This is a genomic window from Mesorhizobium calcicola, assembly GCF_042682105.1.
Lineage (GTDB): Bacteria > Pseudomonadota > Alphaproteobacteria > Rhizobiales > Rhizobiaceae > Mesorhizobium > Mesorhizobium calcicola.
Genome location: NZ_JBHUGY010000018.1, coordinates 137,469 through 159,402 on the forward strand (window position 1 = coordinate 137,469; position 21,934 = coordinate 159,402).

Here is a 21,934-nt window from a genome sequence, read left to right on the forward strand (position 1 = left end):
ACGGACCCTAAGCCCGTTAACCTTGAAAATTCCTTACCGCAAGTGTCGATGCGTCCCCTGGCGGCAGTCTCATTGAGCCGAATGCAGCGGCATTTTTGTGGCAAAAATGCTCCGCGCCGCCACATTGCGGCGGACAGGCGCCGGACCATGGTTAGAGACTACGGCCCATTGCCAGGTATTTCTCGCGGCGCTGCTCGCGGAAATCGGTGTTGGCGCCGGAAAACTCCTTCATCGTCTTGGCGATGAGGTCGCCTGTCGCGGCAATCACGGTTTCGGCACCACGATGCGCGCCGCCGAGCGGCTCGGGGATGATCGCATCGATGATCTTCAGCTCCAGAAGATCCTGCGCGGTGATCTTCATATTGGTCGCCGCGTCCTTCGACCGCGTCGTGTCGCGCCACAGGATCGAGGCGGCGCCCTCCGGCGAAATCACCGAATAGATGGCGTGTTCGAGCATGTAGACGCGGTTAGCAGTGGCGATCGCGATGGCGCCGCCGGAGCCGCCTTCGCCGATGACCACCGAGATCGACGGCACTTTCAGGCCAAGGCAGGCCGAGGTCGAGCGGGCAATGGCTTCCGCCTGGCCGCGCTCCTCGGCACCGACGCCGGGATAGGCGCCGGCGGTGTCGACCAGCGTCAGCAGCGGGATATTGAAGCGGTCGGCGAGCTCCATCAGCCGCACCGCCTTGCGGTAGCCTTCCGGCCGCACCGAGCCGAAATTGTGCCTCAGCCGGCTGGTCGTGTCGGAACCCTTTTCCTGGCCGATGATGGCCACCGGCTCGCCGCGGAAGCGCGCGAAGCCGCCGACAATCGCCTGGTCCTCGCCGAAATTGCGGTCGCCGGCCAGCGGCGTGAAATCGTTGAACAGGCCCTTGATGTAGTCGACGCAATGCGGCCTGTCCGGATGGCGCGCCACCTGCACCTTCTGCCACGGCGTCAGCGCCTTGTAGGCGTCGCGCAGTGCGTCGCGCGAGCGCTTCTCGAGACGGCTGATCTCGTCGCCGACATCGACCGCTTCGCCATTCTCGGCAAGCTTCTTCAGCTCGAGGATCTTGCCCTCGAGGTCCTGCACCGGCTTTTCGAAATCGAGGTAATTGTACATGCTTGAGCGGACCGATACGTCGGAAGGCGAGGACTGGCAGAACCCTGAAATCCAAGGCTCCGGGCGGTGAAACGTCGTCCTCACATAACGATATGAGGCCTAGTCGGCAAGCGGATGATGATCGTTGACCAGCCGCACCAGCCGCTCTTCCAGTACATGGGTGTAAATCTGTGTCGTCGATATGTCGGCGTGGCCGAGCAACTGCTGCACGGCCCTGAGATCGGCGCCGTTCTGCAGGAGATGGCTGGCGAAAGCATGGCGCAGCACGTGCGGCGAGATCTTCGCCGAGGCGATGCCGGCCCTTGCCGCCAGCCCCTTCAGGTCGCGGGCGAAGACCTGGCGCGAGAGATAGCCGCTGTTCGAGGCGGCCGGAAACAGAAACGGACTGTCGGCAAAGGCGGGCACCTTGGCGCGGGCGGCAAGCCAGCTCCGCATCGCCGTGCGCGCCTTGGCCGACAGCGGCACCATGCGCTCCTTGTCGCCCTTGCCGCGCACCATGAACAAGCGGTCGTCGCGCTGCGCCACCGTCACCGGCAGGCCGACCAGTTCGGAAACACGCAGGCCGGTGGCATAAAGCACCTCGACCAGCGCATGCAGGCGCAGTGCCCCCAGCCACGCACTGTCGCCGCGCCCGGTATCGTTGCCGGGATCGCCGGCCTCGAGTGCCGCGCGGTCGATCAGCCGGCCGGTGTCGGCCTCGCTCATCGTCTTCGGTAGCGGGCGGCCCTTTTTCGGGCTGTCCAGCGTGCCGGTCGGGTCATCCGCGCGCAGGCCCTCGGCGTACAGAAACTTGAAGAACTGGCGGATCGCCGACAGTTTGCGCGCCTGCGACGTCGGCGCAAAGCCGCGCGCGGCGATGTCGTCGAGATAGGCGCGGATATTGACCGCGGCGGCACCGGCAAGCCCGCCATCGATCGCGTCCGAAGCGTCTTCGAGGTCACGGCGATAGGAGGACAGCGTGTTTTCGGCGGCACCGCGCTCGGCGCTCATCATTTCCAGAAAGGCTTCGATGCGGGCGGCGCTGTTCATTCCGGGTTTTTCTTGGCGGGATTTTTCTTGGCAGGGCTTCCTGGCGGCGATCAGCTTTTCTTGGGGTTGAGCTTTTCGGGCGGAATGCGCACGCTCATTTCCCCCTTCCTGGGCTCGACGAACATCACCAGGGCGAACATCGTACCATAGGCAATGCCGGCCAGAATCGCGAGGGTCACGACAAAGCGAAACAGTGTCGGCATCAATTTTCGCCCGTCTTCTGGTTCTGCGTTTCCAAACCCTGTGCCCTTATGGGACGCCAATCCGGCCAATTCAAGGAAGAAGCTGGGGCCCGTTAGCAACTTCCGATGCAGCCCGGCCAGCCATATCGGCCCCAGGCTGCTCGCCACGCTTGACGCAAACGGGCTTTTCATGTCGATACGCCGGCAAAAGAGGGTCCTCGAGACATCTGATGAACGCGCCAGCCAATCCTCCGGACGAGAACCACGCCGCGCTGCTTGGGCGGCTGGGCAGCCGTTCCATCGTCTTTGTCGGGTTGATGGGCGCCGGCAAGACGGCGATCGGCCGCAAGGTGGCGGCGATGCTGGCGCTGCCCTTCATCGACAGCGACCAGGAGATCGAAAGCGTCTCGCGCATGACCGTTCCGGAACTGTTCGAGCGTTATGGCGAGACCGAGTTCAGGGCCCTGGAGCAACGCGTCATCCTGCGCGTGCTGGAGAATGGCCCGCAGGTGCTGTCGACCGGCGGCGGCGCCTTCATGAACGCGCAGACGCGCGAGGCCATCGCCGGCCATGGCGTGTCGGTGTGGCTGAAGGCCGAACTCGACCTTTTGATGGACCGGGTCTCCAAGAAGCAGAACCGGCCGCTCCTGAAAAGCGCCGATCCCCGCGCCGTGCTGGAGCGGCTGATGGGCGAGCGCTATCCGGTCTACGCGACATCCAATGTTACAGTGCCGACCCGCGACGACCGCAAGGAGGTCATCGCGATGGAGGTGGTGGATGCGCTTTGCCGGCATTTCGGCATTGATGAGGCTGCCGCGACAGGCGAGGTACGATCGTGAGCGCTGATCAGCCAGTCACCGTCGAAGTCGGTCTTGGCGACCGGGCCTACGACATCCTGATCGGCTCCGGGCTACTGTCGCGCGCCGGTGCCGAGATTTCGCGCCGCCTGCCAGGCACACGCGCCGCGGTCATCACCGACGCCAATGTCGCGGCGAAGCATCTCGATGCGCTGAAGGCCGGTCTCGAAAAGAGCGGCATCCAGCCCGCCGTCATCACGCTGCCGCCCGGCGAGAAGACCAAGAGCTTTGCCCATCTCGAAGAGGTGGTGGACGGCGTGCTGGCCGCCAGGCTGGAGCGCGGCGACATCGTCATCGCCTTCGGCGGCGGCGTCGTCGGCGATCTTGCCGGCTTTGCCGCCGGCATCGTGCGCCGCGGCATGAATTTCGTGCAGATCCCGACCTCGCTCCTGGCGCAGGTCGATTCCTCGGTGGGCGGCAAGACCGGCATCAACAGCGCGCGCGGCAAGAACCTTGTCGGTGTCTTCCATCAGCCGAAGCTGGTGCTGGCCGATACCGAAGTGCTCGACACGCTGCCGATCCGCGAATTCCGCGCCGGCTATGCCGAGCTCGCCAAATACGGGCTCATCGACCGGCCGGTGTTTTTCGCCTGGCTGGAAGAGAACTGGGCCCAGGTGTTCGCCGGCGGGCCGGAGAGGGCGCAGGCCATTGCCGAAGCCTGCCGCGCCAAGGCCGATGTGGTCGCCCGCGACGAGTTCGAGACCGGCGACCGGGCGCTGCTCAATCTCGGCCACACTTTCGGCCACGCACTGGAAGCCGCCACGCGCTATGACGGAACCCGTCTCGTCCATGGCGAGGGTGTCGCCATCGGCATGGCGCTGGCGCATCGGTTCTCGTCGCGGCTCAATCTCGCCAGCCCCGACGACGCGGCGCGCGTCGAGGCGCATCTGCGTGCCGTCGGCCTGCCGTGGCGGATGGCCGACATTCCAGGAGATTTGCCCGACGCCGAGGCGCTGCTTTCGTTCATCGCCCAGGACAAGAAGGTGTCGCGCGGTGCGTTGACCTTCATCCTGACGCGCGGCATCGGCCAGGCCTTCATCGCCAAGGACGTGCCGGCTTCGGAAGTGCTGTCGTTCCTCAGGGAGAACCATCCGGGCGAGCAGGAAGGCCGGCCGGGCCAGCAGAAGATGCGGCCGAGATGACCAACGAGACCGGCTGGATCGTCGTCGCTGTCCTTGCCGTCCTCATCCTGGTGGCCGTTGCCTTGCGCACGCGCCTGCTTGCCGCTTTGGGCTATGAACTGTCGCGCATCGAGCCGCAGCGCTCGAGCCAGGACGAATTGCGCGGCGCGGTCGACGATTTCCGCCGCGACGGCCAGGTGGTGCGCGAGGATCGCGATCGCGTCGGCGGCCTGTTCGATCTCGCCGAGCTCGAAGTGTCCGACATCATGGTCCACCGCACCAACATGCGCTCGGTCAACGCCGACAATGCGCCGGAGGCGGTGGTGCGCGAGATCCTGCAGAGCCCGCATACCCGCATGCCGCTGTGGAAGGGCTCGCTCGACAACATCGTCGGCGTGCTGCACGCCAAGGACCTGCTGCGGGCGCTCAACGATGTCGGCAACGACTTTTCCAAGATCGACGTGATGAAGATCGCCTCGAAGCCGTGGTTCGTGCCCGACACCACGACCTTGCAGGAGCAGCTCAACGCCTTCCTGCGCCGCAAGGCGCATTTCGCCATCGTCGTCGACGAATATGGCGAGGTCGAAGGGCTGGTGACGCTGGAGGACATCATCGAGGAGATCGTCGGCGAGATCGCCGACGAGCACGATGTCGACATCCAGGGCGTCAAGCAGGAGGCCGACGGTTCCGTCGTCGTTGACGGCACGGTGCCGATCCGCGACCTGAACCGGGCGCTCGACTGGAACCTGCCGGATGAGGAGGCCACCACCATTGCCGGCCTCGTCATCCACGAGACGCAGTCGATCCCCGAGGAAAAACAGGCCTTTACGTTCCATGGCAAGCGCTTCGTCGTGATGAAGCGCGACAAGAACCGGATCGCCCGGCTAAGGATCAGGCCAGCCGGCGACGCTTAGAGCCGGATGATTTCAGGTCGAATCGATCTGAAATCTGAATTCAGGCGACGTGCTTCAAGCCTCTGTTTCGATGCTTGTCGCCCAAGACCGGCGCGCACTTTTCGATGCCATGAGAACCAGCGCAACCACGCAGCCTCATTCTGCGATCTGGCTCGTCGAGCGTTCGTGGATCGTCGCGCCGGTTTCAGCGTCGACGGCCGCCAAGCTGACCTCATAACCCCAAAGCCTGCGGATGTGACGAAGCGTGGCGTCGCGGCTGGTATCCTCGAGAAGGACGCCGTTATTGACCTTGTGCTGCAGTCGCAAATGCCGGTCACCGAGCAGATCGACATCCACCACCTGGATGTCCGGTCGGTTCGCACCGAAATCGTAGCTGTGAGCGAGCGCGGCGCGTATCTTGTCATAGCCGCGCTCGTTGTGGATCGAGGCGACCTGGCAATGCGGTTGGTCGGCAGCGTCGCCGACCACAAAGAACCGCCATTTTCGGATCAAAGTCGGACTGAGGTACTGGCGGATAAAGGACTCGTCGCGGTGATCCGCCCACGCGTCGAGCAGGACCTCGCGCCAGTTGCCGTGGCCGGCGATGTCGGGAAACCAGTCCCGGTCCTCGGCCGTCGGCTCGGTCGAGATGCGCTGGATGTCCTGCATCATATCGAGGCCGAGAGCGTAGGGATTGATGCCGGAAAAGCGCGGATCGTCGAACGCCGGCTGGAAGACCACGTTGGAATGATTGCGCAGGATTTCGAGCATGGCGCCTTCGCTGATCTGGCCGCGATCGAACAGCCTGTTCATCAGCGTATAGTGCACGAAAGTGGCGCAGCCCTCGTTCATCACCTGTGTTTGCCGCTGCGGATAAAAATATTGGGCTATGACACGAACGATCCTGATGATCTCTCGCTGCCAAGGCTCCAGGACCAGACTGTTCTTTTCCAGGAAATAAAGCAGGTTTTCCTCGGGCAGGTTGAGCGATTTCTTCCGCTCCGGGCCTTGATCCTTATCGCTGACCCTTTGCGGAGAAGGAGGCAGCGTGCGCCACAAATCGTTGTAGGAGCGCTCTTCGTATTCGAGGCGCTCGCGAAGCCCCTCGCGCTGCCGCTCCGACGACAGCTTCGGCGGCCGGTGATAGCGGAACACGCCCTGCGCCATCAGCGCGTGGGCGGAATCGAGAACAGCCTCGACGGCGGCGAGGCCGTGCCGCTCCTCGCAACGGACAATATAGCCCTTGGCGAAGCCCAGGTAGCCGAGGATCGCCCCGGCGTCCGTCCACTGCTTGAACAACTGATTGTTCTTGAAGAAATGGTTGTGCCCGAGCGCAGCATGGGCCGTCACCAAGGCCTGCAGGGCCATGGTGTTTTCCTCCATCAGATAGACGATGCAGGGATTGGAATTGATGACCAGTTCATAGGCGAGCCCTCGCCCGCCTTTGCGATAGAGCAGATCCTCGTGGAGGAAATGTTTGCCGAAAGACCAGTGACGGTACATCAGTGGCATGCCGACCGACGAATAGGCGTCGAGCATCTGTTGGGAGGAGATGATCTCCATCTGCACGGGGTAGGTATCGAGATGAAGCTCTTCGACCGCGATTGCCTCGATCTCGTCATAGACCCGCGACAATGTCTTGAAATCCCAGTCGGACCCTGAAAAAAGCAGGCTGGATTTGCTGGCTTGTCTGGCCATCGGACCCCTCACGCTCTCTTAAGGGGAGCCAGCTGTCTGCCGAAGAGCTGGCGAAAGACAGGGTAGATATCGGCGGGCGTGGCGATGCGGCTCATCTGGAAGTTCGGCCATCTCAGGTCGATTTCGCTATAGGCACGCCATAGCGATGTCCCGTTTTCGGTTGTGCCGAAGATATGGGCTTCACGCTCGTCGATGATCTCGACATAGGCAAAATATTGGCAGAGCCGCATGAGCTTGCCGTTGAGCAAGGCCATGCATCGCTCGGAATCGCCGGCGAAATTGTCGCCGTCCGAGGCCTGGGCGGCATAGATGTTCCATTCGCGGGCCGGGTAACGCTCGCCAATGATGCGATGCATTTCCTCCAGCGCGGTGGAAACGACAGTGCCGCCGCTTTGCGTGTTGTAGAAAAATGTATCCTCGTCGACCTCCTGGGCCAGGTGCGTGTGGCGGATGAAGACGATCTCGATGCGGTCGTAGCGCCGTTTCAAGAACAGGTGCAGCAGCACGAAGAAGCGCTTGGCCAGATCCTTTTCGCGCTCGCCCATCGAGCCGGACACATCCATCAGGCAGAACATGACGGCGTTGGCGTTCGGCACAGGCTGGGGATCGAAGCGGTTGAAGCGGATGTCGACCGGATCGACATAGGCAATTCGCCGGCGGCGGCGTTCCAGCCGGTCAAGCTCCTCGCGCAATGCCGCAATGCTCTGGCGTGCCGCAGCGCTGGATGGCGCCAACTCTAGCGTAGCTATTTCCTGGAGGATCGCGTCCAACTCCGCCTGCTTGGGACGCCTCAGCGCAATGCGACGGCCGTGGCTGTTACGCATCGTGCGCCCAACATTGATGTTGGTCGGTGAACCGGTAGCGGCGAAGCCGGCCCGGCGCGGTTTGAAAGCAAGGATTTCCTTGAGGTTGAGCTTGACCATGTCCGGAAGTTCGAGATCCTCGAAAAAAAGATCCAGCACCTCTTCGCGTGACAGCACGAAACGAAAGTCGTCTTCAGACGCCGTGTTTCCCGGGGACGACGCTCCCGCGCCGCCACCCTCGCCGGGCTTGGGGATCAGGTCTCCAGGGGAGAAATGCCTGTTGCCCGGCAGGATGTGCTGGCGCCTGCCGCTGTTGCGGGCGTTGTTGAAGCTCGGCTCGTCCGTGCCTCTTTCGGGCATGGACACGGCGTGCTCGGCATCCGCGTCGGCGATCCTGCCAGTGCGGATCTGATCGCGTATGCTCCGCTTCAGTTCCTCGCGGGCACGCTTGAGGAAGCGCTGGCGATTGCCGAGGCTCTTGTCCTTTGGATTCAGGCGACGGTCGATGAAGATCGGCATGCAACCATCCCGGCTCTCTCAGCCCGCCTTGTTCACCCGCATGTACCAGTCCACCAGGCGGCGCACCTGCCGCTGGGTGTAGCCGCGCTCGACCATGCGCTGGACGAATTCGTTGTGTCGTTTTTCCGTGACGCTGTCCTGCTTGGAGCCGAAGCTGATCACCGGCAAGAGGTCCTCGACCTGACCGAACATCCGCTTCTCGATGACCTCGCGGAGCTTTTCATAACTCGTCCATGACGGGTTGCGGTCGTGGTTTCTCGCGCGCGCGCGCAGCGCGAACTTCACCACCTCGTTACGGAAGTCCTTGGGATTGGCGATACCGGCCGGTTTTTCGACCTGCGACAATTCGTTTTCAAGAACCTCTCGTTTCAAGATCTGGCCGGTGTCGGGGTCCTTGTAGTCCTGGTCCTCGATCCAGGCATCGGCATAAGCGATGTAGCGGTCGAAAAGGTTCTGGCCGTATTCGCTATAGGATTCGAGATAGGCCTTCTGGATCTCGTGGCCGATGAACTCGGCATACCGCGTGGCGATCTCCGATTTGATGAAATCGAGATAGGCTGCTTCCGCTTCCTTGGGAAACTGCTCGCGCTTGATCGCCTCCTCCAAAATGTACATCAGATGCACGGGATCGGCAGCCACTTCCTTGGTGTCGTAGTTGAAGGTCTGCGACAGGATCTTGAAGGCGAAGCGCGTGCTGACCCCCCTCATGCCCTCATCGACCCCGGCGGCATCGCGATATTCCTGAACCGACTTCGCCTTGGGGTCGACGTCCTTCAGGTTCTCGCCGTCATAGGCGCGCATCTTGGTGTAAAGCGGCGAATTGTCGTGCTCGGCCAGGCGGGTCGAGACGGTGAATCGGCTGAGAATGTCCAGCACCTCGGGGGCGCAGGGGCTGGCGGCCAATTCGCTCTCCCGCAGCAGCTTTTCGTAAATCTGCCTCTCTTCGGTGATCCGCAGACAATAGGGCACCTTGACCACGAGGATGCGATCGAGAAAGGCCTCATTGTTCTTGTTGTTCTTGAACTGCTGCCACTCCGACTCGTTGGAATGGGCCACGATGATCCCCTGGTAAGGAAAGGCGCCGAAATTTTCGGTGCCATTGTAGCTGCCCTCCTGGGTCGCGGTCAGCAGCGGATGCAGGACCTTGATAGGCGCCTTGAACATTTCGACGAATTCAAGCAGGCCCTGGGTGGTCCGGTTCAGTCCGCCGCTATAGGAATAGGCGTCCGGATCGGACTGGCTGAAATTTTCCAATTGCCGGATGTCGACCTTGCCGACCAGGGCCGAGACGTCCTGATTGTTTTCATCGCCGGGCTCCGTCTTGGCGATGCCGATCTGGCGCAATCGCGAAGGCATCAGCTTGACCACGCTGAACTTGGATATGTCGCCGGACAGTTCGTCGAGGCGCTTGGCCGCCCATGGCGAGATGAGCCCGCTCAGCCGGCGTCTGGCTATGCCGTATTTATCCTGCAGCAGGTCGCCCATGCGATCGGGATGGAAGAGGCCAAGCGGCGATTCGAAAACCGGGCTGACCTGGTTACCGACCTTCAGCGTGTAGATCGGGCGCTGCTCCATCAATTTCTTCAGCCGTTCGGCAAGCGAGGATTTGCCGCCGCCGACCGGGCCGAGGAGATAGAGGATCTGCTTGCGCTCCTCGAGCCCCTGGGAAGCGTAGCGAAAATAGCCGGCGATGCGCTCGATCGTGTCCTCCATTCCGTAGAAGTCGGAGAAGGAGGGATAGATCTTGACGGTGCGGTTCGAGAAAATCCGGCCCAGCCGCTCGTCCTTGCTGGTGTCGACCAGGTTCGGCTCGCCGATCGCCTCGACCATTCGTTCCGGCGCCGAGGCATACATCGATCGATCCTCTCGGCAAGCAAGGAGATATTGCTGGAGGCTGATTTCTTCCTGGGCCGCGTTCGCATAAATCTCCGAAAACAGATCGAAGACGTCGGACTGATTCTCGCGCATGATACTTTGCCCTCAGAGCCGTTTTGGCTGGCAGCCGGCTCATCATGTATTCAACTGCCGGAACGCATTGTGGTTCCCTTCACATGAAGGAGAGCGCGTGCATCTGGCGTTGAAAACCGGACACCACCCCTGTGGCTAAAATGCTTGCCCAAATACTTAGGTGGTGATGGCTAGATAAGGCCGTCAAGGGGCAGATATTGATTTCGTGAACTGAACCGCAGGGGCAGTGCATTTGATGCGGCCTGATGCTGCGGCGGCCGCGACCCGATGCGCGTTCGACGAAGCCCGGTTGATCCGGCCTCCCTACAGCGGATAAGCCCCCAAAAGTCGGAGTCCCATTCGAGGTTCGGATCGATGATCGATCGCCGGGCCAGACCTCTGGATATTACCAATCCTTAACTGGACGCCCGTGGCGTCCGCCGGGCACTGTTGGCCTGCACGGTCGGGAGACCATGATGATCGATCGACGAAGCCTCATTCTGGCCTCCGTGGCGGCGATGCTGCCATTGGGAGCATCGGCCGCACGGCGCCCGCGCCAACCCGCGCCAAAAACCTTCGATTACGGGCCGGCCAAGCTCGACATCTACGCGCCCGATGGTGCAACAGCCCTGCCGGTCGTGTTTTTCGTCCATGGCGGCACCTGGCAGTTTGGCAAACTCAGCCAGGTCGGCGCCAAGCCGGCCTTCCTGCTCGCCAATGGGTTCTGTTTCGTCTCCATCGACTACCGCATGTTGCCCGAGGCCGATGTCGCCACCCAGGCCGGTGACGTCGAAAAAGCCTATGCCTATGTGCGCGCCAACATTGCCGAGCATGGCGGCAATCCGAACCGCATTGTCGGCATGGGCCATTCGGCCGGCTGCCATCTGATTGCCTTGACCGGCATGCGCGGTGGGCTGCCTGGCATAGCTGCGCTCATCCTCGACGACACGCGGGCCTATGATCTTGCCGCGCTTTCCAGCAATGGCGGCATGGTCCGGGCCTATGCGCGTGTCTTTTCCGATCCCTCGCAATGGGCCGCGCTGTCGCCCGCCAGCTATGTGGACGGCCGCAAGCATCCGCCGACCTTCATCGCCTATTCGCGCGCCGCGGGCCGCGGCGAGGAATCGAAGGCTTTTGCCGCGCGCCTGCGCGCCACCGGCACCGAGGTCACCGTGTTCGACGGCAGCGCCTATACGCATCTGTCGATCAATCGCGATTTCGGCGAGGATGGCGATGCGCTGACGGCCGCCGCGCTGGCGTTCATGAAATCGACGGTCGGCTGATCCCCTGACTGCCAACGAGCCAGGGGGTAGAGGAACTGGATCAGATCAAAAGTGCTGGCGGGGTATTGCCGCCCGGGCGCCTGCCTGTGCAATTGCTTCTTCGATCGTCAAGCGGGAGAGAGTTGCATGAACGGCGCCGATGTCCTGTGTGACGTGCTGCTGGCCAATGATGTGACGGTCTGCTTCGCCAACCCCGGCACGTCCGAAATGCATTTCGTTGCGGCCCTTGACCGCAAACCGCGGATGCGTTGCGTGCTCGGCCTGTTCGAGGGCGTGGTGACTGGTGCCGCCGACGGCTACGCGCGCATGACCGACCGCCCCGCCGCGACGCTGCTGCACACCGGTCCTGGTTTGGCCAACGGCCTGGCCAACATGCACAATGCCCGGCGCGCGCTGAGCCCGATGATCAACATTGTCGGCGACCATGCCTCCTACCATCTGCCGCTCGATGCTCCGCTGACCAGCGATATCGAGAGCCTTGCGACGCCGATGTCCAACTGGGTGCGCCGCATCGGTGGTCCGGACGACGTCGCGCCAGCAACCGAGGCGGCCTTCCGCGCCTCGCTGACACCTCCCGGCGTTACTACCCTGATCCTGCCGGCGGACGCCGCCTGGGGCGAAGTCGGCGCGGTTTTGCCCCGCAAGGTGACGCTGTCGCCATCGCCCGCCGTCGACATCGACGCCGTTCGCACGGTCGCCGCGGCGATCCGTGCCGCTCCGGGCCGGGTCGGCATGATCGTTCGCGGACAGGCCGCACGAGCCGATGCACTCGCCGTCGCCGGACAGATCTCGGCGGGCAGCGAGGTCCGCTTGTTCAGCGAAGTCCTGATCGCCCGGATGCAACGCGGGCGCGGGCGTGTCGCGCCGACCCGCATTCCCTATCCGATCGATGCGGCGACGGCACTGCTCAGGGATATCGACGTTCTGGTCCTGGTCGGCGCTCGGGAGCCGGTTGCCTTCTTCGCCTATCCGGGAAAGCCGGGACGGCTTGTCCGGGATGATTGCCAGGTGCTGACATTGGCCGCCCATGGCGAGGATCTCAATGCGGCACTGGAGGCGCTTCGCGACGAACTCGGCGTCAAGCCGTCACAACAGACGGTGTTCGCAACCGGCTTCCCAGACGAGGCAACGCCGAACGGCAGGCTGACGGAAGATGCGATCGCGCTGTCGGTGGCGCGCAAGCTGCCGGACGATGCGATCGTCTGCGACGAGGCGGTCACCTCGGCGCGGCGTTTCTTCGCATTGTCGGCCTTTGCAGCGCCGCACGACTACATGATGGGCACCGGCGGATCGATCGGCGGCGGCATTCCGATGGCAACCGGGGCGGCGATCGCCTGTCCAGACCGCAAGGTGATCAATCTGGAGGCCGATGGCAGCGGCATGTACACGGTGCAGGGCCTGTGGACCCAGGCGCGGGAAAATCTCGCCGTGGTGACGATCGTCTTCTCCAATCGCACCTACGCGATCCTGCATGGCGAGATGCGCAATGTCGGCGTCAACGCGATCGGCGAGAATGCCAGGCGAATGCTCGACCTCGACCATCCCGCGCTGGACTGGGTGTCGCTGGCCAAGGGCATGGGCGTGGCGGCGGCGCGCGCCGACACATGCGAGCGGTTCGACGCGCTGCTGGACAGTGCCCTGTCTCGGCGCGGGCCGTTCCTTATCGAAGCAGTGATCTGACCGCGCCGCGGAGGGTCAGGGCGGACTGACCTACCAGCGGGTCTTTTCGCCGGGAGCCGCCGGTTCGATCGCCAGCGCATGCACGCCGGCTTTCAGTTCGTCGGCAAGCAATTCGTTGACGGCGCGGTGGCGGTCGATGCGGCTCATGCCGGCAAAGGCGGAAGAGACGAGGCGGACGCGAAAATGTGTCTCGCCGGTGCCGTCATAGGCGCCGTGATGGTCGGAGCCATGGTGGTGATGGCCGGCATGGAGATGGCTTTCGTTGATGATGACCAGCCGGTCCGGCGAAAATGCCTTGTTGAGCTTGTCTTCCATGGTCGCCTGTATGGACATCGCCGTCTCCCTTCACCACATATGCCTGGCGCATCAGCCGACAAACCGGAATTGGCCTTCGCAAAAGCTACTGCCGGGCAACAAAATCCGCCATTCGCCTGCTTTATGCCGCGATTCAGCGGTTAGGGCGATCATCGCGGAAATGTCAATTCTTGTTTCGCATCTGCGAACGCCCCATAAATGGGTGAAATGAAGCCGTACCCCAAATATTTCGAGAAGATTCGCATCCGCCCGGAAAAGGATGCGGAGCTGAAGTCGCACTCGCCGATCTGCCAGTGGGACGGCTGCAAGGAGGCGGGCACCCATCGTGCGCCGGTCGGGCGCATGAAGGAGGGCGAGTATTTCCGCTTCTGCTTCGACCATGTGCGCGAGTACAACAAGGGCTTCAACTATTTCTCCGGCGTGCCCGATACCGAGGTGGCGCGTTTCCAGAAGGAAGCGATGACCGGCCACCGGCCGACCTGGAAGATGGGCGTCAACGGCGCCTCGACGCGTTCGTCGCCCGATGTGGCCCAGATGCGTTCCGGCCGCGCCGGCTACTACAATCGCATGCGCGACCCGTTCGACCTGTTCAAGGGGCCGAAGGATCCGCGCGAGGCGCGCGAGCGCAAGGCCAAGCCGCTTGAGGCCAAGGCGCTGGAAACGCTTGGCCTTGATACAAAGGCGACTGGCAAGGAGATCAAGGCGCGCTATAAGGAACTGGTGAAGCGACACCATCCGGATGCGAATGGTGGAGACAGAGGTTCGGAAGACCGGTTCCGCGATGTGCTGCAGGCTTATCGCGTGCTCAAACAGGCTGGCCTGTGCTGAGCGACCATCTGGTTCGTGTCGTTTTCCAACTTTCATAAGGTTGGAAAAGGCTCTAAGACCGCCCCCGGACAAAATCGATTGCCGGCGAAATCAGGCTTTTCGCCCGTGGAGACGTTGAGAGATATGAACAAGGTCGATCGCGACATCGCCAACCTGCCCGACACGACGGTGTCGGTGAAGGAGAAATTCGGGTTCGAGTCCAAGATGGTGGTGCCGGCCTATTCGGTGACATCAGAGCATGTGCCCGACATCGATCCGGACTATCTGTTCGACAAGAATACGACGATGGCGATCCTCGCGGGCTTTGCCTACAACCGCCGCGTCATGGTGTCGGGCTATCACGGCACCGGCAAGTCGACCCATATCGAACAGGTCGCCGCCCGCCTCAACTGGCCTTGCGTGCGCGTCAACCTCGACAGCCATGTCAGCCGTATCGATCTCGTCGGCAAGGACGCGATCGTCGTCAAGGACGGCTTGCAGATCACCGAATTCCGAGACGGCATCCTGCCCTGGGCCTACCAGCACAATGTCGCGCTGTGCTTCGACGAGTATGACGCCGGGCGTCCGGACGTGATGTTCGTCATCCAGCGCGTGCTGGAATCGTCGGGCCGGCTGACGCTGCTCGACCAGAGCCGGGTCATCCGTCCGCATCCGGCCTTCCGGCTGTTCTCAACCGCCAACACGGTGGGTCTCGGCGACACCACCGGCCTCTATCACGGCACCCAGCAGATCAACCAGGCGCAGATGGACCGCTGGTCGATCGTCACCACGCTGAACTATCTGCCACACGACAACGAGGTGAACATCGTGCTGGCCAAGGCCAAGCACTATCGCGACGGCAAGGGCAAGGACATCGTCAACAAGATGGTGCGCGTCGCCGACATGACGCGTTCGGCCTTCATCAATGGCGATTTGTCGACTGTGATGAGCCCGCGTACGGTCATCACCTGGGCCGAGAATGCCGAGATCTTCAGCAATATCGGCATGGCGTTCCGGCTGACCTTCCTCAACAAGTGCGACGAGCTCGAGCGCTCGGTGGTTGCCGAGTTCTACCAGCGCGCCTTCGGCGAGGATCTGCCGGAAAGCGCCGCCAACGTCGTGCTGGGATGACACCGCTCGATGGGAACAACCCGCCGGACGTTCCTGTGGAGTTTTTCAATCCTGAGCTTTGGTATCTGTCAGGCAGCCATGGCCCAGAACGAACCATTCAAACCGGGGCAGACTTGGACTTACCATGGAGCGACACCGGTATCATCGCGGGTGATCATAGGCGCGGTCGATAGCTTGGAGGGCGAAAGCCAGCCGATCGTATCGATTGCGGTCACCGATGCGCCGATACCCAATGATGGAAAGCAGCTACAAACCATTCCCCACCTCCCTGTAGCGGCTGACGTATTGAGACAAAGTGTGGTTGACCTTGAGGGAATTGGTGCAATTCCCGCTGGGTTTGACCACGGATACGGTCTGTGGAGACAGGCATATGACAGTGGGAGAGGAGGCTACTTTACAATCTCGGTGGAAGAGATTGTCGGCCTCCTGCGCACTCGGCTTGGCCAACAGCCAGCTGTGAAATAGAGATAGATAATGGCGGGTCCGGGCGACAACACGCGCAACAAGTCGAAGACGGGGTCTGAAGCCGACAGCTTCAAGCGCGCCGTCACCGTCTGCATGCGCGCCATTGCCGGCGACAAGGAACTCGAAGTCGGCTTCGCCAAGGACAGGCCGGCACTGGCCGGCAGCCGTGCCCGGCTGCCGGAACTGCCGAAGAAGGCGTCGAAGGCCGACATCGCCATCACCCGCGGCCTCGGCGATTCCATGGCGCTGAAGCGCGCCTGCCACGACGCACGCATCCACATCAAGCTGGCGCCGGAAGGCAAGCAGGCCCGCGCCGTCTACGACGCGGTCGAGCAGGCCCGTGTCGAGGCGATTGGCAGTCGCGCCATGCAGGGCGTCGCCGACAACATCGGCTCGATGCTGGAGGACAAATACGCCAAGGCCAATCTCGTCGACGTCAAGGACAAGGCCGACGCGCCGATCGAGGAAGCACTCGCCCTGATGGTGCGCGAGAAGCTGACCGGCCGGCCGATCCCGAAAAGCGGCGAACGCCTGGTCGAGCTCTGGCGGCCCTGGGTCGAGGAAAAGGCCAGCGCCGATCTCGACGGTCTCTCGGCCAAGCTCGACGACCAGCAGGCCTTCGCCCGCGTGGTGCGCGAGATGCTCGCCTCCATGGAGATGGCCGAGGAACTCGGCGACGACCAGGAGACGGAAGATTCCGAGGACAATGACGACAACCAGCCGCAAGGCGAGGAGCAGAGCGAGGAGGGCGGCGAGGAGGATTCCGGCTCCGAGCAGTCGCAGTCCGAGGATGCCGAGGCGTCCGCCGACGACGAGCAGTCGGCCGAGACGGAAGCGTCCGACGCCACCGCCGACGATCTGTCGGACGATGACGATGCCGATGCCGAGACGCCCGGCGAGGCGCGCCGCAACGACAATCCCTTCACCAATCTGCCGAAGGAAATCGATTACAAGGTCTTCACCACCGCGTTCGACGAGACGGTCGGCGCCGAGGAGCTTTGCGAGGAAGAAGAACTCGACCGGTTGCGCGCCTTCCTCGACAAGCAGCTTGCCAATCTGTCCGGCGTCGTCGGCCGGCTCGCCAACCGGCTGCAACGCCGCCTGATGGCGCAGCAGAACCGGTCGTGGGATTTCGACCTGGAAGAGGGCTATCTCGACCCGGCGCGGCTGGTGCGCGTCGTCATCGATCCGATGCAGCCATTGTCCTTCAAGCAGGAGCGCGACACCAAATTCCGCGACACGGTGGTGACGCTGGTGCTCGACAATTCCGGCTCGATGCGCGGCCGGCCGATCACGGTCGCCGCCACCTGCGCCGACATCCTGGCGCGCACGCTGGAACGCTGCGGCGTCTCGGTCGAGATCCTCGGCTTCACCACGCGGGCCTGGAAGGGCGGGCAGGCGCGCGAGAAGTGGCTGAAGGACGGCAAGCCGCCGAACCCGGGCCGGCTCAACGATTTGCGCCACATCATCTACAAATCCGCCGACCATCCATGGCGGCGGGCACGGCGCAATCTCGGCCTGATGATGCGCGAGGGCCTGCTCAAGGAAAATATCGACGGCGAGGCGCTGCTGTGGGCGCACAACAGGCTGATCGCGCGGCCGGAACAGCGCAAGATCCTGATGATGATCTCGGACGGCGCGCCGGTCGACGATTCGACGCTGTCGGTCAATCCGGGCAATTATCTCGAGCGCCACCTGCGCGCCGTCATCGAACTGATCGAGACGCGCTCGCCGGTGGAACTGCTGGCCATCGGCATCGGCCATGACGTCACCCGCTATTACAGGCGCGCCGTCACCATCGTCGATGCCGAGGAACTGGCCGGCGCCATGACCGAGCAACTGGCTTCGCTGTTCGCCGAGGAAAGCGCGCGCGACACGCGGCGCGGCGGCTTGCGACGCGCCGGATGATCTTTTCGCGCGGCGGCTTACGGCAGACGCTTTTCGCCGCCATCGCCCTGCTAGCCGGCGTGGCTTCGGCATCAGCCGGCTCGGCTGGCTCGACCTCGGTCGAACCGGTTGAAATCTCGGCCCGCCCGATCACCGAATTCCAGATCGGCCGCGCCGACAAACAGTTCGGCCTGCTCGAATTCGTCGGCGGGCTGGAGATGACCTCGCCGACGCGCGATTTCGGCGCGCTGTCGGCCTTCCGCTTTCTCAAAGCCGGCAGCGACTTCATTGGCGTTGCCGACACCGGCTTCTGGTTCTTCGGCACGGTGGTGCGCGACGCCGAGAAGCGACCGTCCGGCATCCGGAATTTCCACATGCAGCAGATGGTCGACGGATCGGGCCAGGCGATCGCCAAGAAGTGGGAGGTCGACGCCGAAGGCCTCGCGGTCAAGGACGGCATCGCCACCGTCGGCTTCGAGCGCAACCACCGCGTCGCCCAGTTCAAGATCGACCCGACCGACATGAAGGCGCCGTTCAAGGAATTGGGCTTCCTGGTGCCGGCCCGGGAACTGCGCCAGAATCGCGGTTTCGAGACCGTCACCCATGCCAATGCCAACGGCCAGCACGAGGGCGGTCTGGTCGTGGTCACCGAGAAGAGCCTCGACAAGGCCGGCAATATCTATGCCGCCATCATCGAAGGGCCGCACAAGGGTGTGTTCACCGTCAAGCGCAACGGCGATTTCGACATCACCGACGGCGCCTTCCTGCCGGATGGCGACCTGCTGTTGCTGGAGCGCAGCTTTTCGATGGCCCGCGGCGTCAAGATGCGGCTGCGGCGCATCTATGGCGAAAGCGTCGAGAAGGGTGCCGTCGCCGACGGGCCGGTGCTGCTGGAGGCCGACATGGGCTACCAGATCGACAATATGGAAGGGCTCGACGTCTGGACCCGCGACGACGGCGCGCTGATGGTGTCGCTGATCTCCGACGACAACCACTCGATCCTCCAGCGCAACCTCTATCTGGAATTCATCCTGCACCAGGATTGAGCGGCAGCTCCCTTGCGAAGCTGAAGTTGAGGGCCTTCAACCGCGGGTTCGATTTTGAGGCGGGTTCGATCTGGTCGGGCGCCTTCCCCCACTCCGTCGCCGCTTCGCGGCGCCACCTCTCCCCCTCCGGAGGGAGAGGAAGGGAGCCAGCTGGAATCGTTTCGCGCCCTTCCTCTTCCCCGTCGATCGGGGAAGAGGTGTCGAGCCCAGCTCGACGGAGCGGGGGGGCGATTTTTCACCGCTCGAGTTACGTTCGCCAAATACTTTAGTCCAGACTTGACAATTGATGCTGATCTCGCAATACTCAAGTCCATGCTTAACTATTCCGAGATCGACAGCATCCTGCGGGCTCTGGTCGAGCCCACCCGCCGGCAGATCCTGGAAAGGTTGAGTCGCGGACCGGCCACCGTCAGCCAGTTGGCGGAGCCGTTCGGCATGACCTTCGCCGCCGTGCTGCAACATCTGCAGACGCTGGAGGCCTGCGGGCTGATCCGCAGCGAAAAGATCGGGCGGGTGCGCACCTGCCGGATCGAACCGGGCGGGCTTGCCCCGCTCGCCGACTGGATTGCTGAACGCCGCTTACCGGCGGAACGCTACCTCGACCGTCTTGGCCAGATCCTGGCCGAAACAGATCAATCGCCCCCGAAAGTTCAAGATCAGGAAAAGGACGAACAGACATGAACCAGATCGCCCCCGTGAAAGACGAGCATTCCGTCATCCACTCCACATTCACCATCGAGCGGACCTACCCGCAATCGCCGGCCCGCGTCTTCCATGCCTTCGCCGACGAGGCGACGGTGCGGCGCTGGCGGATCGAGGGCGACGGGTTTGCCATTGCCGAATTCAGCTTCGACTTCCGCGTCGGCGGTGGCGAGGTGTCGCGATTCAGCTATGCTGGCGGCCCGGAGATCAGGCTCGATGCGCAGTTCCAGGACATCGTTGCCGACCAGCGCATCGTCTTCTCCTACAGGATGGCGATCGGGCCGCAGCCAATGTCGGCATCGCTGACCACCGTCGAGTTGACACCCTCGGGCAACGGCACGCGGTTGACCTATACCGAGCAAGGCGCGTTTTTCGACGGTGTCGATTCCGCGAAAGGGCGGGAAGAGGGGACACGCGGGCTGTTGGAAGCCCTTGCCGCGGAACTCCAGAAGTCGAAGTAAACCGATCCGCTGTCCGGCTCTCGGTCAGGATCGTGGGCCGTTGGTGGCGATCCAGATGACATGGCGCGCGCCGCGCTTGCCGTTGGCGCGCGCGTTGACCTCCTCGACCGCAAAGCCCGCCTGCTTAAGCCGCCGCGTGAAGCCGCTGTCGGGGCCTTGCGACCATACCGCCAGGACGCCGCCCGGCTTGAGGGCGGTGCGTGCGGCATTCAGGCCGGTCGCGCCATAGAGCGCATCGTTGGATTTGTGGACGATGCCTTCCGGGCCGTTATCGACATCGAGCAGGATGGCGTCATAGCCCGACGCCTCCGATCGTATCAGCTGGCCGACGTCGGTCTCCTGAACAGTGACGCGCGGATCGTCGAGACAGCCGCCAAAGACCTCGGCCATCGGGCCGCGTGCCCAGGCAACGACCGCCGGCACCAGTTCCGCGACGACAATTTCGGCATCGTCGCCCAACTCGGCGAGTGCGGCGCGCAAGGTAAAGCCCATGCCAAGCCCGCCGATCAGGATCCTCGGCTGGCGGCGGCCGGCAATCCTTTGGCAAGACAGTCTTGCCAGCGCTTCCTCGGAGCCGCTGAGACGGCTGTTCATCAGCTCGTTGGTGCCGAGCATGATCGAGAATTCGGAACCGCGCCGCTTGAGGCGCAGTTCCTTCTGGCCGTCAGGTGTCTTTGCAGCGTCTAGCTGGACCCAGGGTATCACGGCCTAGACCGCGACTGCCGGCTGGCTCCAGCGGGCGGCGAGCAGCCGGTAGGGGATGAGCGCCACTACGGCGATGATCAGCTTCACGCTGAGGTCGCCGAGCGCCCAGGAAACCCAGCGCATCGCGTCGACATGGAAGACGCCCATCAGCGGTGCGGTTTCGAGCGCGAAACCGTCGTTGGGACCAGCGAAGGCGAAAGCGGCCGAGAAAGCGACGGTGAAGAACACGGCGGTGTCGAACACCGAGCCGACCAGCGTGCCGACGATCGGCGCCCGCCACCAGCTTTGCCGGCGCAGCCGGTTGAACACGGTGACGTCGAGCAATTGCGCGCAGAGGAACGCGGCACCTGACGCCGCCGCGATGCGGACCAGCCGGTCGGCCGCGGTCTCGAATTCGATCAGGCCGTGGCGGAACAGGAAGGGCGGGATGAGGATCGAGCAGACCACCGCCGTCATGAAGCCGACAAAGACGATCCTGCGTGCCACGGCAGGCCCGTAGCGGCGGTTGGCGAGATCGGTGACCAGGAACGAGAAGGGATAGGTGAAGGCGCCCCAAGTCAAAAGGTCGGCCAGTGACAGGCCGCCGATCTGCCCCTGCATCGGGAACTGCACAAGAATGTTCGACGCGACGACGACAAGCGCCATGGCCGCCACGAACGGCAGGTATCGTGAGAAGGAATTCATTTTTTTATCCTGGGTAATGGAACCAGCGGAGCATCATGCCTGTTCGGGCGGTGCTCGCTCGTATCTGAACATCGGATCGCTGAACCTTGCGGATTCGATCCGACGCCCAAGGCCAACAAGAGGTTGGCCACGGCGGTCGTCCCCCGCCTTTAGACGATGTCAGGCGGCAGCCTGCTCGGAAAGCTTCTTGGCGATCTGCTTCTTCAACAGACGCGCGCGCTGCGACAATTCCTTGACGTCGGCCTTGGCCAGGAAGGCATCCAGGCCGCCGCGATGTTCGACCGAACGCAGCGCGTTGGCCGAAATGCGCAGGCGCACGTTCTGGTTCAGCGCTTCCGAGATCAGCGTCACATTGACGAGGTTCGGCAGGAAGCGACGCTTGGTCTTGTTGTTGGCGTGGCTCACATTGTTGCCGGACATGACTGCCTTGGCAGTGAGTTCGCAGGTGCGGGACATTGTTCTAACCTTCAGTTCTCGGGTCTGCCAAACCTTCAAGCCCACGCCGGGTGGCGCGCGGTTCTGGTCAGGCGGCCTTATGGAAAAAGTTGGCGTTCCATAGTTGCATTTCGCCGAGGCGTCAAGCTCCGGCTTGCCCACGGACGCGCCCGGCATTTCAT

At 63.0% G+C, this 21,934-nt stretch carries 22 protein-coding genes; 12 read left to right on the forward strand and 10 right to left on the reverse strand.

Features of this window, described 5'->3' with window-relative positions:
• Window positions 1-151: 151 nt before the first annotated feature.
• The 3 genes from ACFSQT_RS10965 to ACFSQT_RS10975 form a co-directional block, all read right to left on the reverse strand.
• Complete coding sequence (locus ACFSQT_RS10965) at window positions 152-1,102, reverse strand: acetyl-CoA carboxylase carboxyltransferase subunit alpha (protein WP_379018411.1); 951 nt, start codon at window positions 1,100-1,102, stop codon at window positions 152-154.
• A gap of 99 nt (window positions 1,103-1,201) precedes the next feature.
• Complete coding sequence (locus ACFSQT_RS10970; protein WP_379018413.1) at window positions 1,202-2,131, reverse strand: site-specific tyrosine recombinase XerD; 930 nt, start codon at window positions 2,129-2,131, stop codon at window positions 1,202-1,204.
• Window positions 2,132-2,181: 50 nt separating this feature from the next.
• Entirely contained in the window at window positions 2,182-2,334 is a 153-nt protein-coding gene (locus tag ACFSQT_RS10975) for a histidine kinase (RefSeq protein WP_379018488.1), read from the reverse strand.
• A gap of 209 nt (window positions 2,335-2,543) precedes the next feature.
• Between ACFSQT_RS10975 and ACFSQT_RS10980 the strand changes: the two genes are divergently transcribed.
• Genes ACFSQT_RS10980 through ACFSQT_RS10990 form a run of 3 tightly spaced genes read left to right on the forward strand, consistent with a single transcriptional unit; the run spans window position 2,544 to window position 5,205 of the window.
• Complete coding sequence (locus tag ACFSQT_RS10980; protein ID WP_379018415.1) at window positions 2,544-3,152, forward strand: shikimate kinase; 609 nt, start codon at window positions 2,544-2,546, stop codon at window positions 3,150-3,152.
• Complete coding sequence (gene aroB / locus ACFSQT_RS10985; RefSeq protein WP_379018416.1) at window positions 3,149-4,312, forward strand: 3-dehydroquinate synthase; 1,164 nt, start codon at window positions 3,149-3,151, stop codon at window positions 4,310-4,312. Before ACFSQT_RS10980 ends, aroB begins: the two co-directional genes overlap by 4 nt.
• Window positions 4,309-5,205: an HlyC/CorC family transporter gene (locus ACFSQT_RS10990; protein WP_379018418.1), complete on the forward strand. Its 897-nt coding sequence runs from the start codon at window positions 4,309-4,311 to the stop codon at window positions 5,203-5,205. Before aroB ends, ACFSQT_RS10990 begins: the two co-directional genes overlap by 4 nt.
• Before the next feature lie 135 nt (window positions 5,206-5,340).
• Here ACFSQT_RS10990 and ACFSQT_RS10995 read toward each other — a convergent pair whose 3' ends face one another.
• The 3 genes from ACFSQT_RS10995 to ACFSQT_RS11005 are packed head-to-tail and all read right to left on the reverse strand — an operon-like array spanning window position 5,341 to window position 10,172.
• Entirely contained in the window at window positions 5,341-6,882 is a 1,542-nt protein-coding gene (locus tag ACFSQT_RS10995) for a SpoVR family protein (RefSeq protein WP_379018420.1), read from the reverse strand.
• A gap of 8 nt (window positions 6,883-6,890) precedes the next feature.
• Window positions 6,891-8,204 (reverse strand): YeaH/YhbH family protein, encoded by a 1,314-nt coding sequence (locus tag ACFSQT_RS11000; protein ID WP_379018422.1) that lies wholly within the window; start codon window positions 8,202-8,204, stop codon window positions 6,891-6,893.
• An 18-nt stretch (window positions 8,205-8,222) separates the two neighbouring features.
• Window positions 8,223-10,172 (reverse strand): PrkA family serine protein kinase, encoded by a 1,950-nt coding sequence (locus tag ACFSQT_RS11005; protein WP_379018424.1) that lies wholly within the window; start codon window positions 10,170-10,172, stop codon window positions 8,223-8,225.
• A gap of 455 nt (window positions 10,173-10,627) precedes the next feature.
• Here ACFSQT_RS11005 and ACFSQT_RS11010 point away from each other — a divergent pair, with 455 nt between their 5' ends.
• Together ACFSQT_RS11010 and ACFSQT_RS11015 are read left to right on the forward strand one after the other, a co-directional pair.
• A complete protein-coding gene (locus tag ACFSQT_RS11010; RefSeq protein WP_379018426.1) occupies window positions 10,628-11,434 on the forward strand; it encodes an alpha/beta hydrolase in 807 nt (268 codons plus the stop codon).
• Window positions 11,435-11,560: 126 nt separating this feature from the next.
• Complete coding sequence (locus ACFSQT_RS11015; protein ID WP_379018428.1) at window positions 11,561-13,114, forward strand: acetolactate synthase large subunit; 1,554 nt, start codon at window positions 11,561-11,563, stop codon at window positions 13,112-13,114.
• Between the two features lie 30 nt (window positions 13,115-13,144).
• On the opposite strand, the gene ACFSQT_RS11020 is transcribed toward ACFSQT_RS11015, so the two are convergent.
• Window positions 13,145-13,447 (reverse strand): BolA family protein, encoded by a 303-nt coding sequence (locus tag ACFSQT_RS11020; protein ID WP_379018430.1) that lies wholly within the window; start codon window positions 13,445-13,447, stop codon window positions 13,145-13,147.
• A gap of 180 nt (window positions 13,448-13,627) precedes the next feature.
• On the opposite strand from ACFSQT_RS11020, the gene ACFSQT_RS11025 reads away from it, so the two are divergent.
• The 7 genes from ACFSQT_RS11025 (at window position 13,628) to ACFSQT_RS11055 (ending at window position 19,928) form a co-directional block, all read left to right on the forward strand.
• On the forward strand, window positions 13,628-14,257 hold the full coding sequence (locus tag ACFSQT_RS11025; protein WP_184876143.1) for a J domain-containing protein: 630 nt from the start codon (window positions 13,628-13,630) through the stop codon (window positions 14,255-14,257).
• A gap of 123 nt (window positions 14,258-14,380) precedes the next feature.
• Window positions 14,381-15,367, forward strand: a complete 987-nt coding sequence (cobS, locus tag ACFSQT_RS11030; RefSeq protein WP_379018432.1) for a cobaltochelatase subunit CobS — start codon at window positions 14,381-14,383, stop codon at window positions 15,365-15,367.
• Window positions 15,368-15,376: 9 nt separating this feature from the next.
• A complete protein-coding gene (locus ACFSQT_RS11035; RefSeq protein ID WP_379018434.1) occupies window positions 15,377-15,832 on the forward strand; it encodes a hypothetical protein in 456 nt (151 codons plus the stop codon).
• A 9-nt stretch (window positions 15,833-15,841) separates the two neighbouring features.
• The gene (gene cobT / locus ACFSQT_RS11040; RefSeq protein ID WP_379018436.1) at window positions 15,842-17,740 is read left to right on the forward strand and encodes a cobaltochelatase subunit CobT; all 1,899 of its coding nucleotides are present in this window, start codon (window positions 15,842-15,844) and stop codon (window positions 17,738-17,740) included.
• A complete protein-coding gene (locus ACFSQT_RS11045; RefSeq protein ID WP_379018438.1) occupies window positions 17,737-18,765 on the forward strand; it encodes an esterase-like activity of phytase family protein in 1,029 nt (342 codons plus the stop codon). The genes cobT and ACFSQT_RS11045 overlap by 4 nt, the downstream gene beginning before the upstream one ends.
• Before the next feature lie 312 nt (window positions 18,766-19,077).
• The gene (locus tag ACFSQT_RS11050; protein WP_379018440.1) at window positions 19,078-19,446 is read left to right on the forward strand and encodes an ArsR/SmtB family transcription factor; all 369 of its coding nucleotides are present in this window, start codon (window positions 19,078-19,080) and stop codon (window positions 19,444-19,446) included.
• Window positions 19,443-19,928, forward strand: coding sequence for an SRPBCC family protein (locus tag ACFSQT_RS11055; RefSeq protein WP_379018442.1), 486 nt, complete (start codon window positions 19,443-19,445; stop codon window positions 19,926-19,928). The genes ACFSQT_RS11050 and ACFSQT_RS11055 overlap by 4 nt, the downstream gene beginning before the upstream one ends.
• Window positions 19,929-19,952: 24 nt before the next feature.
• Here ACFSQT_RS11055 and ACFSQT_RS11060 read toward each other — a convergent pair whose 3' ends face one another.
• The 3 genes from ACFSQT_RS11060 to rpmB all read right to left on the reverse strand — a co-directional run bounded on the left by ACFSQT_RS11060 (window position 19,953) and on the right by rpmB (window position 21,773).
• Window positions 19,953-20,633 (reverse strand): spermidine synthase, encoded by a 681-nt coding sequence (locus ACFSQT_RS11060; RefSeq protein ID WP_379018444.1) that lies wholly within the window; start codon window positions 20,631-20,633, stop codon window positions 19,953-19,955.
• A 3-nt stretch (window positions 20,634-20,636) separates the two neighbouring features.
• Window positions 20,637-21,317, reverse strand: a complete 681-nt coding sequence (locus tag ACFSQT_RS11065) for a queuosine precursor transporter (protein WP_379018446.1) — start codon at window positions 21,315-21,317, stop codon at window positions 20,637-20,639.
• A gap of 159 nt (window positions 21,318-21,476) precedes the next feature.
• The gene (gene rpmB / locus ACFSQT_RS11070) at window positions 21,477-21,773 is read right to left on the reverse strand and encodes a 50S ribosomal protein L28 (RefSeq protein WP_379018448.1); all 297 of its coding nucleotides are present in this window, start codon (window positions 21,771-21,773) and stop codon (window positions 21,477-21,479) included.
• Window positions 21,774-21,934 lie beyond the last annotated feature (161 nt).